The sequence below is a fragment of the Rhizobium sp. NRK18 genome, assembly GCF_024385575.1.
Lineage (GTDB): Bacteria > Pseudomonadota > Alphaproteobacteria > Rhizobiales > Rhizobiaceae > JANFMV01.
The window spans coordinates 351,091-364,629 of record NZ_JANFMV010000001.1 but is presented as its reverse complement, the minus strand read 5'-3'; the positions used below and the strand labels follow the sequence as shown (position 1 = coordinate 364,629).

The window sequence follows — 13,539 nt, the reverse complement described above, 5'->3', positions numbered from 1 at the left end:
TGGTCAGATATCCTTGGCAAGCCGCAGCGCGTCGTAAATGGCGGCATGCGTATTGCGCGCGGCAACGGCATCGCCGATCCGGAACAGCTGGAAGGTCCCGTCCGGATTGCGGACCACCGCCTGCGGGGCCCCGGCAATCAGTGCATCCTGGGCAATCTCGCCCCGATTGGATGACAGCGGCTTCAGCTCGAAATAGAGATCGTCGAGCGGAATGGTGCCGTTGTTGACGACGATCTGGTCGAAGGAGCGCGTCTTTGTGACACCGCCGTAGTCGCTGCCGATCTCGGCCAGCAGTTCGTTGCCGCTCTTTTCCACCGCCTCCAGACGGTAAGTGACGGTGAACGTTGCATCGAGCTTCTGCAGCGAGCGCATATAGGGCGTCAGGTTCATTGCCATGACCTCCGGCGCAAACGAGCGGTCCGGCGTCATGATCTCGACCTTGCCACCCGCCTTGGCAATGAACTCGGCCGCCTGCAGGCCGGCATGGTCCCCAGCATCGTCGAAGATCAGCACGTTGCTGCCCGGCTTGACGTCGCCGGAAATGATGTCCCATGCGGAAATCACCAGTTCGTTGCCGTGCGACAGGACCTCGGTGTGCGGCAGGCCGCCAGTCGCGATGATCACGACGTCAGGGTTTTCCGCCTGAACGGCATCGGCTTCCGCCCAGGTGTTGAAGCGGAACGTCACGCCAAGCTTTTCGCACTGGCTCATCCGCCATTCGATGATGCTGATCATCTCGCGGCGGCGCTCGCTTTGCGCCGTCAGACGGATCTGTCCGCCGGCCTTGTCGGCTGCCTCGAACACCACGACCTCATGGCCGCGCTCGGCACAAACGCGGGCGGCTTCCAGACCGGCAGGCCCGGCGCCGACGATCACCACTTTCTTCCGCGTCTCGGCTTTCGAAATAATGTGCGGCATCGTCAGTTCGCGGCCGGTTGCCGGATTGTGTATGCAATAGGCTTCCCCGCCCTGATAGATACGATCGAGACAGTAGTTGGCACCCACGCAGGGGCGGATGTCCTCCTCACGCTTCTCGATGATCTTGCGCACCAGATGCGGATCTGTGAGGTGCGCACGGGTCATGCCGACCATATCGACCTTGCCGGCGGCGATCGCATGCCGGGCCGTCGCGACATCAGGGATCTTCGCCGCATGGAATGTCGGGAAGTTGGTCGCGGCGCGGATTTCTCCGGCAAAGTCGAGATGCGGAGAATTCGCCATGCCCTGGATCGGAATGACATCGGTCAGGCCCGGATCGGTGTCGATATGGCCGCGGATGACGTTCAGATAGTCGATCAGGCCGCTGTCCTTCAGCCGCCTGGAAATCTCCATGCCGTCCGATTTGCTCGTACCTCCGGGCAGCCGCTCGTCGGCGGTGTAGCGGACGCCGAGAATGAAGTCGTCGCCGACCCGCTCCCGCATCGCCTTGAACACGTCGAGACAGAAGCGCAGGCGATTGTCGAGCGAGCCACCATAGGGGCCGTCGAGTTCATTGGTCAGAGGCGAGACAAACTGGTCGATCAGGTGTCCGTAGGCTTCCAGCTCGACCCCGTCCATGCCGCCAGCCTTCATCCGCTCCGCCGCGTCGGCGAAATCCTTGATGACGCGCTCGATATCCCAGTCCTCGAGCTTCTTCGGATAGGCCCGGTGAGCCGGTTCGCGGTGATGCGAGGGCGCCAGCACCGGCAGCCAGTCGCCCTTGTCCCAGCGCGTGCGGCGGCCGAGATGGGTGAGCTGGATCATGATCGCCGCCCCCTGCTCGTGCACCGCGTCGGTCATTTCCCGAACCCACGGCACGATCTCGTCCTTGTAGGCCAGCAGGTTGTTGAATACCGGCGGGCTGTCCTTCGATACCGCCGCCGATCCGGCCGTCATCGTCAGTGCCACCCCGCCCTTCGCCCGCTCCACCGTATAGGCCCGATAGCGCGCCTTCGGCATGCCCTCTTCCGGATAGGCCGGTTCGTGCGAGGTGACGATGATGCGGTTTCTGAGCGTCAGATGCTTGAGCTGATAAGGCTGGAGAAGGGGATCGTTCGACATGGTGCGGGCTCCGCGCGGGCTGTTTCTGAAGCGAAGCTAAAGCGAAATGTACACAGGTGTCAATTTTAAAAATGGACACAGCTGTACATTTTGATTGAGCGTGTCCGGCAGCGCTGTTAGAAATCCCCCATGGAAGAGATGACGAACGAGAGTGGTTGGCGCGGATCGCGGGAGGGCTGGCTCGACGCGGCCTCGGAAGCCTTGCTGGAGGCGGGAGTCGATTCGGTGAAAATCCTGCCGCTGGCAAAGAAGCTCGGCCTGTCGCGCACCAGCTTCTACTGGTTCTTCAGGGACCGGGAGGAACTGCTTCAAGCTCTCGTCGGAAGATGGCGCGAAAAGAATACCGGCGGCCTCGTGCAGCAGACGCTCGCACCGGCCCTGACGCCGGCCGAGGCCATGCTCAACATCTGCGACTGCTGGCTCGACAGCCGCATGTTCGATTCAAAGATGGAATTCGCGATCCGAAGCTGGGCACTGCAGTCCGACGACATATCGGCGGACGTGAGGAAAGCCGACCAGGAGCGGCTCGATGCGCTGCGCCAGATGTTTGTCCGCTTCGGGCTTTCCGAGGTGAATGCCGACGTGCGGGCTCGAACCACCTACCTCGTGCAGATCGGCTACATCACCATGCAGACCGAAGAGGACATCGAGACGCGCATGCAGCGCATTCCCGACTATATCGAGGTTCTGACCGGAACCACGGCAACGCAAGCGGAATTGCAGCGCTTCGCCGCCCGCCACGGCTACCGTCCGGCCTGACCCATCCCGTCGCGAGCCGGCAGGGTTCCCCCGCTAGTGTTCCGCCGTCACATGCGCCATTGGCCGGCGGCCCTGGTTCCATTTGCCGTCGATCGCCCGCTCCACCTGGGCGGCAAGCTGCAGCAGCAGTCCGTCATTGCCCTGCCGGCTCTGCGCGTGAATGCCGAGCGGCAGTCCGCTCTCGAGCGTTGCCAGCGGCATCGAGATGCCCGTCGTGCCGCAGAGATTGGTGAGCGGCGTGTAGGCGAAAAAGCCCCAGAGATTGCCGAACCAGTCGAGCGCCGACGGATTGTCGGTGATCGTCAAATATTCGGTCGTCCCGAGCTTCGGCGTTTCCCGCGACGTCGTCGGCGTCAGGATGACGTCCCACTCCTCGAAGAAGGCCCCGAAGGCGCGGGCGGTATCGTTGAAGGCCAGTTGCATGTCCGACCGCTCGGTATAGGTCGCATCCTTGCCCTGTTCCCAGATCCGAATGTTCATCGGCTCGAAGAGATCGGCCGGCGGCCGGTCGAGCCCCTTGGCGCGAAGAAGATTGTTCACCGTCTGCGCGAAATTGGTGATGTAGCAGGTCGTCTGCGCGCGATAAGCCTTTTCGAAGTCGACAGTCGGCACGATCCACTCGACATTATGGCCGAGGCTTTCGAGGAAGCGGGCCGCCCGTTCCAGCTCGCCGACGATATGCGGCGTCGCCTTGTAAGGTCCCCATTCGTGCGAGACGGCAATTTTCAGAGGCTTCGGGTCGCGCTCGATCAGCTTGAGGAAGGGAACGTCCGGCGACCAGTAGGGCATGAACTCGCCCGGCGCGCCACCCCGGCAATTGTCGATGAAGGCGGCCGTGTCACGCACCGTGCGCGTCAGGCAACCTTGCGTGGAGACCACTGAGGTGAAGTCCGACCCATAGGGCGCAATGGAAAACGTGCCGCGGGTAGTCTTCATCCCGATCAGCCCGTTGACGCCGGCCGGAATGCGGATCGAGCCGCCGCCGTCGCTGCCATGCGCGATCGGCACCGCGCCGGAGGCAACGGTAACGGCAGCGCCGGCCGACGATCCGCAGCTGGTATAGTCGGTGTTCCACGGGTTGCGCGTGACATACATGGCCGGGTTTTCGGCCGAACTGCAGCAGCCGAATTCCGGCGTCGTCGTGCGGCCGATGATGTTGAGGCCGGCGCCCTTGATGCGGGTGGTGAGGTGACTGTCGGAGGATGGCCGGTTGCCCTTCATCGAGAGCGAGCCCATTTCCTGCAACCGTCCGCCGACCGTCGGCCCGAGATCCTTCATGAGAAACGGAAGGCCGGCAAAGAAGCCGGAAAGATCGGTTCCGATCAGGCCGGGATCGGCAACCGTATCCTCGAAAACTTCGATGACGCCGTCGATGGCCGGATTGACCGCCGCGATCGCCTCGGCCGCCTGAACCGCAAGCTCGGCGGGCGTCACCTCGCCGCGCCTGATCAGGTCTGCCAGCCCGACACCGTCGCTTGCCGCCCATTCGTCCCAGCTCATCGTCAGCACCATCGCTGCAATCCTTTCAGTCCGTCAATCGGTATCTTGCAATCAGTCGAGACGCATCATCAGGCCGGCGATCAACCGGGCGCGCTCTACGAGGCTGTCGATGAAGACGTGCTCGTTCTTCGTATGCAGTCCCCTGCCGCGCGCGCCGATCGAATCGAGTGTCGGAATGCCGAGCGCGCCGGTGAAATTGCCGTCGGAACCGCCGCCGGCACTGCCGTGGTCGAGATGGAAGCCGATATCGCCGGCAACCCCCTTGGCGATTTCGTAAAGCGCCATCGTCCCGTCATCCGGCTCCCAGACCGGCCGTGTCACCGTGCGCCAGACTTCTGTCGTGATGTCGTTTTCCTCGCCCGCCAGCGAGAGCATCCGCTCGACGCCCCGGTCGAGATCGGCCTGCCGCTTGGCCATCGAGAGAACCTCGATCTCGCAGCTGTCGGCAACGCAGTTGACCCATTGCCCGGCATGGATGACGCCGACCGAGAAGGTGCAGTCGTCGCCCGTCATCGCCTCGATCTCGAGGATCTTGCGGGCCATGCCGTTGATGGCCGACCGGCCGTCCTTCAGCGCCCAGCCGGCATGGCTGGCCCGGCCGCTCGTCTTCACCTTGAAGCGGGCGATGGCATAGCGGCCGGTGACCGCATTGCATTTCGGATCGGCCGGCTCTGGAACGAGCACATACTTGCTCTTGCGGGCCTCCATCTCGATCAGCTCGCGTGTCGAAGGCGTGCCGACCTCCTCATCCGGGGTGAACAGGATCGTGACCGGCAGCGGCGTTTCGACAGCGGCCAGCGCCAGCTGGCGCATGGCTTCGACGGTAAGATAACAGCCGGCCTTCATGTCCTGGATACCGGGGCCGTAGCAGCAGCCATCCTCGATCCGGAACGGATTGATCTCGAGCGTGCCGACGGGATGGACTGTGTCGAGATGGCCGGAAATGAGAATACCGGGCTTGCCGTAATCCTTGTGCGGAAAGCGGGCGCGCACGGAGCCGCCATAGCCCATGCGACCCGGGATGCGCTCGATCGTGGCACCGGCGGCCGAAAGGTCGTAGGCGGCGAGATCCATCATGCGGTCGACGGCAGCGGCATCGAAGGTCGGGCTCTCGCATTCGACCCACGGCTTCAGGGCCGCCAGCATGTCGTCGGTATCGAAGGGAATGTCATTGGGGTTCATGTCTATATGGCCCTCAAATGTAAGAATGGATTTACGCAGCGCCGAGGCGGCGCTCGACGATACGGGCCATGATGGCGGCTCCCACCGGCAACAGGTTGTCGTCGAAAGTGAAACCAGGATTGTGGACGGGCACCGTGCCGGCATGGCCGATGCGGCAATAGACGCCCGGCGCCGCCGCCAGCATGTCGGCGAAATCCTCGCTGCCCATCACCGGCTCGACATCGGTGAAGACATTCTCCGCACCGACGATGTCGGCGGCGGCCTCGGCATAGCCGGCAACCAGCTCTTCGGTGTTCATCAGCACGTCGAAGGCGTTGCGGTGATCGAGCCGGACGTCCACGTCGTAGGTCGCGGCAATACCCTTGCAGACGGCTTCCATCCGTTCCTTGACGAGCTTGCCGACCTCGCGGTCGAGAAACCGCACCGTGCCGGTGATCGTCGCCTTTTCCGGAACCACGTTATAGGCCGTGCCCGCATGGATCTGGGTGACTGAGAGCACCGCGCTCTTCAGCGGCTTGACGTTGCGCGACACGATTGATTGCAGGGCCTGGACCAGCGCGGTCGCGGCGACGATCGGATCCTTAGAGTGCTCCGGCATCGCGGCATGCGAACCGACGCCGGTGATGTGGATGTCGAAGAAATCGGCGCCGGCCATGGCCGCGCCCGGCTTGATCTCGACTTCGAACGGCTTGCCGTTCGGGGAATTGTGCATCCCGTAGATTTCGTCGCAGGGGAACTTTTCGAACAGGCCATCGGCGATCATCTGCCGCGCGCCACCGAGCCCCTCTTCCGCCGGCTGGAAGATCATCACGGCGGTGCCGGCGAAATCCGGGTTGGCGGCGAGATAGCGCGCAGCACCCAGAAGCATGGTCGTATGGCCGTCATGGCCGCAGCCATGAAACTTGCCGGGCACCTTGGAGGAGTAGGGAAGGTTGGTCGTCTCGTCCATCGGCAGCGCATCCATGTCGGCCCGCACGCCGATCATCTTGCCCTCGCCCTTCGTGCCGCGAATGACGCCGATCACGCCGGTCTTGCCGAAGCCGGTATGAACCTCGACGCCGTAGCTCTTGAGCTTCTCGATGACGATGGCGCTGGTGCGCACCTCCTCGAAGCCGATCTCCGGATGCGCGTGGATATCGCGCCGGATGTCGACCAGTTCTCCCTTGAAGCTGTCGATCTTTTCGAGCACGGACATGGGCATTCCTCTTTGTGTGTTTGGCATTCAGCCGAAGACGGGACCGTTCGGCGCGAGCTTCATGCCCTTGGCGAGCCGCGTAAACGGCAGCGAGACGGGCGAAACCGGCATCGGGCCGGGCGCGGCGCAGATGATGATCTCTTCGGCGATGGGGGTGAAATCGGCGCGGAAATGCACCGAACTCTTGTTGACGAGGATCGCCGCCGTCGTCGGCTCGATGCCGACGAAGCGGTACATGGCCTGGTCGGCGAGCTGAACCTTGTGCGATCCGACGACGACGCGCACACCGCCGATCTTCAGACAGGCGGAGAGCCCAAGCTCCATGTCGCTGTCGCCATAATAGGGACCGGTAGTCCGAAAGCGTCCGTCGGAGAGCTTTTCCACTGTGAACATCCCTTCGAACGGGCTGTCCCCCGGAATGCCGGACCTGCCGCCGATCGCAAGCCTTATGGTCGCGCCCTCGCCGGCCGCATGCGCTGCCTTGGCGGCGTCGATATCATAGAGCACGCCAATGGCGGCGTTTTCCGCCCCGCAGGCGACCAGCGCCTTGAGCATGCCGGCGGTATCGCTGTTGCCGCCAGCGCCGGGATTGTCCTGCGTATCGGCAATGACGATCGGTCGGCTGGCGGTCTTCGCCCGCTCCATCGCATAGCGTACGCCCTCTTCCGGCGCATAGACCTTGCCGTCGAATGCGTCTTCGAAGCCTTCGACAAAAGCCGCAATCTCCGTTGCGGCAGCGTTTGCATCGTCCGCCGTGTCGCCATAGGCGATGACGACCGGGCCGCAGCCCTCGAAATCGGCCGCCGGAAAGCCGGGGAAGAAGGAAAGCGACGTCACACCGTCCTTTTCGCTTGCGGCCACACGCTCGTAGATGGTCCGGCAGGGTTCGGCTTCCGTCGCCTGCCATGAGATCGGGATCAGGAACGGGATTGTCACCAGCGCCTTTTCCGGCCGCTTGCCGCTGGTCAATATGCGGTCGAGTGAGGATGCCGTCCTCTGGCCGGTCTCGGCCATGTCGACATGCGGATAGGTGCGGTAGCCGACCATGACGTCCGAATTTTCGACCATCAGCGGCGTGATGTTGCCGTGCAGGTCGAGGCTGACGGCGATCGGGACATCCCGGCCGACGGCCTGCCGCAGGCGCCGCAGCAGCTCGCCTTCGCCGTCATCGGCATTCTCCGCCACCATCGCGCCGTGCAGGTCGAGATAGATGCCGTCGAGCGGTCCGAGCCCGACGATCCGGTCGATCAGTTCGGTAACGATTCGTTCGTAAGCTTCGGCTTCCACATGGGCGGATGGCGTCGCACCGCACCAGAGTGTCGGCAGGGTCTCCCAGCCGGCCTTCGCCGCATAGTCGACCGCGCCGGCTATGCCGATATTGACGCCTTTCACCTTCGCCGGGATCTCGCCGCCGCGCACCATCGGCAGCGGACCCCAGCCCTTTTCGAAATCCGCATAGCTCGCCTTGCTCGGTGCGAATGTGTTGGTCTCGTGCATGAAGCCGCCGATGGCGATGCGTTTGGCGCACATGAAAAGTCTTCCTCCGTCATCCGGCGTCTGTGGCCGGTCGGGATGTCAAATGGATCAGGCGGGGATCGCGGTACCGAAGGCGCGCCCCTTGCCGGGGGCGGCATCGAACAGCGACCTGGTGTATTCGTGTTGCGGATTGGCGAAGATCGAAGCGGTTTCGCCAAGTTCCACCACCTCGCCGCGATGCATGACCGCGATCCGGTCGCACACCTGGGCCGCGACCCGAAGGTCGTGGGTGATGAAGAGAACGGCGAGATTGAATTCCTCGCGCACGGTGTCGAGAAGTTCCAGCACCTGCTTCTGCACGGAAACGTCGAGCGCCGAGACGGATTCGTCGGCGATCAGGATCTCCGGCTCCATGGCGAGCGCCCGGGCGATGCAGATGCGCTGGCGCTGGCCACCGGAGAACTGGTGCGGCAACCGGTCGAGCGCGTCCGGCGACAGACCCACGAGGCCCATCAGTTCGCGCGCCTTTTCAAGCGCCTTGCTTTCCGGAACGCCGAAATTCACCGGACCCTCGATGATCGACTGGCCGACGCTGACGCGCGGATTGAGCGAACGGTAGGGATCCTGGAAGACGATCTGCACCTTGCTGCGCATCGGCTTCAACAGCCGCTGGCTGAGATTGGCGATATCCTGCGAGCCGACCAGGATGGCCCCGGACGTCGGATCGACAAGCCGGACGACGCAGCGCGCCAGCGTCGACTTGCCGGAGCCGCTTTCGCCGACGATCCCCAGCGTTTCGCCCTTGCGCACCCGAAGATCGACGCCCTTCAGCGCATGGACGACCCGGTCCTTCTTCAGGAAGCCCTTGCCGCCATAGGTCTTCTCCAGCTTCACCGTCTCGAAGGCGACCTTGTTGGCCGCTTTCGAGGGACGGCTCGGCGGCGTCATGCCGGGCACGGCAGCCATCAGCATCTTGGTGTAGTCGTGCTGCGGCCGGGAAAGAACGTCGTCGACCGGCCCCGTTTCGACCACTTCGCCGCGCCGCATGACGACGACACGGTCGGCGATCTCGGCCACCACGCCGAAGTCGTGGGTGATGAAGAGCACGCCGGTGCCACGCCGCTCCTGGATGTCGTTAACGAGGCTCAGGATCTGGGCCTGCGTGGTGACATCAAGCGCCGTCGTCGGCTCGTCGGCAATCAGCAGGCCGGGATCGAGCACCAGCGCGCTGGCGATCATGATGCGCTGCCGCTGGCCGCCGGAAAGCTGGTGCGGATAGGCACCCGCCATCGCCACCGGATCGGGCAGGTTGACCGCCTTCATGATGTCGATCACCCGCTCGTAGCGTTCCTTGGCCGACAGGCCGGTATGGATGCGCAGGACCTCGTCGATCTGCTCGCCGACCTTGATGACCGGGTTCAACGCCGTCATCGGTTCCTGGAAGATCATCGCCATCTCGGTGCCGCGCATGGCGCGCAGTTCCTTGAGGCTCTTTTCGACCACGTTCTGCCCATTGACGAGGATGCGGCCGGAGGCGACCTGCAGTTCCTTCGGCAAGAGCCCCATGATCGCATGCGAGCTGACGGATTTTCCCGATCCGCTTTCGCCGACGACGCAGACGATCTCGCCCCGATTGACCGTCAGCGACACATTGCTGACGGCGTCTTCACGGTCCGCACCCTTCGGCAGCCGGACGGTGAGGTTCTCGATCGACAGGACTGGACCTTCGCCGCTCATGCCATTTTCCTTGCAATACGGGGGTCGAGACGGTCGCGCAGGCCATCGCCGAGAACATTGACGGCGAGGATGGTGAGCGCGAGGGCAAGCCCCGGAAACAATACTATCCAGGGGGCGAGCGGAAAGAAGACACGGCCTTCCGCCATCATGTTGCCCCAGCTTGGAAATTCGGGTGGCGTGCCGGCGCCGAGGAAGGACAGGATCGCTTCCGTCAGCATGGCGTTGGCGCAGACATAGGTCGCCTGCACGATCAGCGGCGGCACCGTATTCGGGAAGATGTGCCGGTAGAGGATCTTCAGGAGCGGCGTGCCGAGCGAAACGGCGGCTTCCACGTAGGGCTCCTCGCGCACCGTCAGCACCACGGAGCGCACCAGCCGGACGATGCGGGGGATCTCCGGCACCGAGATCGCGATGATGACGGTATAGAGGTTGGCCGTTCCGGAGACGGCGACCAGCGCGATCGCCAGGAGAATGCCCGGGATCGACATCAGCCCGTCCATGAACCGCATGACGATGGCATCGACGGCGCGGAAATAGCCGGCGAACAATCCGGTGACGAGGCCGATGGCGACGCAGATGAGCGAGGCGGAAATGCCGACCGTCAGCGACACGCGCGTGCCATAGACCACACGGCTCCAGACATCGCGGCCGAACATGTCGGTGCCGAGCCAGTGGTCGGCCGACGGCGGCTTGAGGCGTTGAGACGGCGTCATGGCGATCGGATCGACAGTGCCGAGCCAAGGCGAGAAGATCGCCGCCAGCAGCATGATCGTGATGATGACGCCGCCGGCGAAGGCGAAGGGATAGCGGCGCGCGACCCGGACGAAGCCGGCTGCAAAGCCACCGGCACGACCGGCGGGCATGTTTTCCGGCACGGTGCTCAATAGCGTATCCTCGGGTCGACCAGCGTGTAGATGATGTCGATCAACAGGTTCAGCATCACATACAGGAAGGAGAAGAACAGGATGAGACCCTGGATGATCGGGTAGTCGCGCTTCTGCACGGCATCGACCACCAGACGGCCGAGGCCCGGAATGTTGAAGACCGTCTCGGTAACGACGACGCCGCCGATCAGGAGCGCCACGCCGAGACCGATGACCGTGATGATCGGCACGGCCGCATTCTTCAGCGCGTGCACCAGCAGGACCTTGCTTTCGACCTGCCCCTTGGCGCGGGCGGTGCGAATGTAGTCCTCCTGCAGCACTTCCAGCACGCTGGCGCGCGTCATGCGGGCGATCAGCGCAATGAAGATCGCCGACAGTGCCAGAACCGGAAGCACGGACTGGCGCAGGAAGCCGAAAAAGTCCGTGAACGGGCTCTTGTAGCCCTGCACCGGCAACCATTTCAGCTCGATCGAGAAGCCGTAGATCAGCACATAGGCAACGACGAAGACCGGCACCGAGAAGCCGATGACCGAGAGGATCATGATGGCCCGGTCGATCCAGCTGCCTTCCTTCCACGCGGCCAGCACCCCGAGCGGCACGGCAACCAGCGTCGAATAGATGATCGTCACCAGGGACAGCATCATCGTCGGCTCCAGTCGCTGGCCTATAAGGGTGGTGACAGGCAGGTTCGTGAAGATCGAAATGCCGAGATCGCCGCGAAGCAACCGGCCACCCCAGATCAGGAATTGCATGAGCAGCGGCTGGTCGAGGCCGAGGCGCTCGCGAATGGCGGCAATCTGCTCAGGCGTGGCGTAGTCGCCCGCAATGACAACCGCCGGATCTCCGGGCGCAAGCCTCAGGAGAAGGAAAACGATGAAGGCGACGATGACCAGAACCGGTATCGTTGCCAGCACCCTCTTCAGGATGAAGAACCACATGGGCGCTCCCTGCTGACTGGAATTCGATGTCCGGGGCGGGGCCCTTCAGCCCCGCCGCCTTGTCGTCCTGCTGGAGGCGTCTGTGTCAGACCTTTTCCATGTTCCAGAAGAACTGGACCGGCGACTGGATCATGCCCTTGACGCTGTCGGAATAGCCGCAGGGAACGAAGAAGGTGCCGAGGTTCGCGAACGAGGCGATCGCGAAGATGCGTTTCTGCACTTCGGCGGCGATTTCCTTCTGCTTGTCGAGGTCGGTCGCCTCGGCGAACTGGTTGCGCAGCTCCTCGAGCTTTTCGTCCGATGCCCAGCCGAACCAGCCCTTTTCGCCATTGCCGCCGAACTGGACGTTGGCCAGCGGATGGACGGAGTCGCCGCCGATCCACCAGGTGAAGAAGATGCTCCAGCCGCCATTGTCCATATCTTCCTTGGATGCGCGGCGCGACAGGACGGTTGACCAGTCCATCGCTTGCAGGTCGACATTGATGCCCATGGCGCGCAGCTTCTCGGCGGCAACCAGAGCGAAGGCCGAGAGTACCGGATTGTCGGTCGACTGCAGCACGACCAGCTTCTCGCCCTTGTAGCCGGATTCGGCGACCATCTTCTTGGCGGCTTCCAGATCGCCGTCGACCATGTCGGCATCCGCGTCGGTCGCGAAGGTCGAGCCGGCCGGATAGATGCTCGGGCTGACCTTGTAATATTCCGGATTGCCGATCGCCGACTGCAGGAAGTCTTCCTGCTTGAAGCCCTTGGCAATCGCCACGCGCAGCTTCTCGTTGGCCGTCGGGCCGACGAGGCTGTTGAAGCGGGCCATGCCCATCGAGCCGAGCGTATCGAGGACCGCCGTCGAGATACCGTCATTGCCGCCGACCAGCGGCGCCAGATCCGGCGGCACCTGCTCCCAATAGTCGACTTCGCCGGAAATCAGCGCATTCATCGCGGTCGTCGGATCGCCGATCGTCAGCCATTCGACGCGGTCGGCCTTGGCGACCTTGCCGCCGGCGGCAGCCGATACCGGCTCCGAGCGCGGCACGTATTTCTCGTTGCGCAGGTAGACGACCTTGGAGCCCGGCACCCATTCGTCGGCCTTGAAGATGAACGGTCCCGAGCCGATCGATTCCTTGATCTGCTCGTTGGCATCCGTTTCGGCAATGCGCTTGGGCATCATGAAGGGCACGTTCGAGGAGATCTTGCCGAGCGATTCCAGCACCAGGCCGTAGGGCTTGGACAGCGTCATGAAGATCGTCTTGTCGTCGGCGGCCTCGAGCTTGGAAATGACGCCGAACAGGCGCTGGCCCATGCCGTCGCGCTTGCCCCAGCGCGTGAGTGACACCACGCAGTCTTCGGCGGTCACCGGCGGCCCGTCGTGCCAGGCAAGGCCGTCACGCAGCCTGAAGGTCCAGGTCAGCCCGTCGTCGCTCTTCTCGTAGGTGTCGACCATCTGCGGCTGCGGCTTCAGGTCCGCATCCATCGCAAACAGCGTGTCGTAGATCATGTAGCCGTGATTGCGGGAAATGTATCCGGTGGTCCAGATCGGATCGACGATCTTGAGGTCGGCATGCGGAATGACCTTCAGGAGCGGCGTATTGGCATAGGCGGTGCCTATACCGAAAGGGAGCACCGTTGCGGCCGTCGCGGCGGCTGCCGTACCCAGAAACTGCCTGCGTGAAATATGCATATGTCAGTTCTCCTCGTTATATTTTTTGATTTGTCCGGCATCGGCGGCCGCTTGTTGTCGCAACCGCTTGATCGCGATGACTTGCCCAAAAAGTGAGCTATCGACAGTGTTGCCTATTTCCTGTCGCTCCATAAAGTGTATTCTGACCAGAAT

General features: G+C 63.3%; 11 protein-coding genes. 1 reads left to right on the top strand and 10 read right to left on the bottom strand.

Annotated features, from left to right (window positions below; translation table 11 throughout):
• Positions 1 to 3 precede the first annotated feature (3 nt).
• The gene (locus NN662_RS01650) at positions 4 to 2,040 is read right to left on the bottom strand and encodes an NADH:flavin oxidoreductase (RefSeq protein ID WP_261928579.1); all 2,037 of its coding nucleotides are present in this window, start codon (positions 2,038 to 2,040) and stop codon (positions 4 to 6) included.
• A gap of 129 nt (positions 2,041 to 2,169) precedes the next feature.
• Between NN662_RS01650 and NN662_RS01645 the strand changes: the two genes are divergently transcribed.
• Positions 2,170 to 2,799, top strand: a complete 630-nt coding sequence (locus NN662_RS01645) for a TetR/AcrR family transcriptional regulator (protein WP_261928578.1) — start codon at positions 2,170 to 2,172, stop codon at positions 2,797 to 2,799.
• Positions 2,800 to 2,832: 33 nt separating this feature from the next.
• Here NN662_RS01645 and NN662_RS01640 read toward each other — a convergent pair whose 3' ends face one another.
• The 9 genes from NN662_RS01640 to NN662_RS01600 form a co-directional block, all read right to left on the bottom strand.
• Positions 2,833 to 4,311, bottom strand: a complete 1,479-nt coding sequence (locus tag NN662_RS01640; protein ID WP_261928577.1) for an amidase — start codon at positions 4,309 to 4,311, stop codon at positions 2,833 to 2,835.
• 39 nt (positions 4,312 to 4,350) lie between these two features.
• Entirely contained in the window at positions 4,351 to 5,481 is a 1,131-nt protein-coding gene (locus NN662_RS01635; protein WP_261928576.1) for a M20/M25/M40 family metallo-hydrolase, read from the bottom strand.
• A gap of 31 nt (positions 5,482 to 5,512) precedes the next feature.
• Positions 5,513 to 6,676, bottom strand: coding sequence for a M20 aminoacylase family protein (locus NN662_RS01630; RefSeq protein WP_261928575.1), 1,164 nt, complete (start codon positions 6,674 to 6,676; stop codon positions 5,513 to 5,515).
• A gap of 27 nt (positions 6,677 to 6,703) precedes the next feature.
• Positions 6,704 to 8,206: a M81 family metallopeptidase gene (locus NN662_RS01625; protein WP_261928574.1), complete on the bottom strand. Its 1,503-nt coding sequence runs from the start codon at positions 8,204 to 8,206 to the stop codon at positions 6,704 to 6,706.
• 54 nt (positions 8,207 to 8,260) lie between these two features.
• On the bottom strand, positions 8,261 to 9,889 hold the full coding sequence (locus NN662_RS01620; protein WP_261928573.1) for an ABC transporter ATP-binding protein: 1,629 nt from the start codon (positions 9,887 to 9,889) through the stop codon (positions 8,261 to 8,263).
• Positions 9,886 to 10,752: an ABC transporter permease gene (locus tag NN662_RS01615; protein ID WP_410010955.1), complete on the bottom strand. Its 867-nt coding sequence runs from the start codon at positions 10,750 to 10,752 to the stop codon at positions 9,886 to 9,888. Before NN662_RS01615 ends, NN662_RS01620 begins: the two co-directional genes overlap by 4 nt.
• Positions 10,753 to 10,769: 17 nt before the next feature.
• Complete coding sequence (locus NN662_RS01610) at positions 10,770 to 11,711, bottom strand: ABC transporter permease (RefSeq protein WP_261928571.1); 942 nt, start codon at positions 11,709 to 11,711, stop codon at positions 10,770 to 10,772.
• An 85-nt stretch (positions 11,712 to 11,796) separates the two neighbouring features.
• Entirely contained in the window at positions 11,797 to 13,386 is a 1,590-nt protein-coding gene (locus NN662_RS01605; RefSeq protein WP_261928570.1) for an ABC transporter substrate-binding protein, read from the bottom strand.
• A gap of 3 nt (positions 13,387 to 13,389) precedes the next feature.
• The gene (locus NN662_RS01600) at positions 13,390 to 13,518 is read right to left on the bottom strand and encodes a hypothetical protein (RefSeq protein ID WP_261928569.1); all 129 of its coding nucleotides are present in this window, start codon (positions 13,516 to 13,518) and stop codon (positions 13,390 to 13,392) included.
• Positions 13,519 to 13,539: the final 21 nt, after the last annotated feature.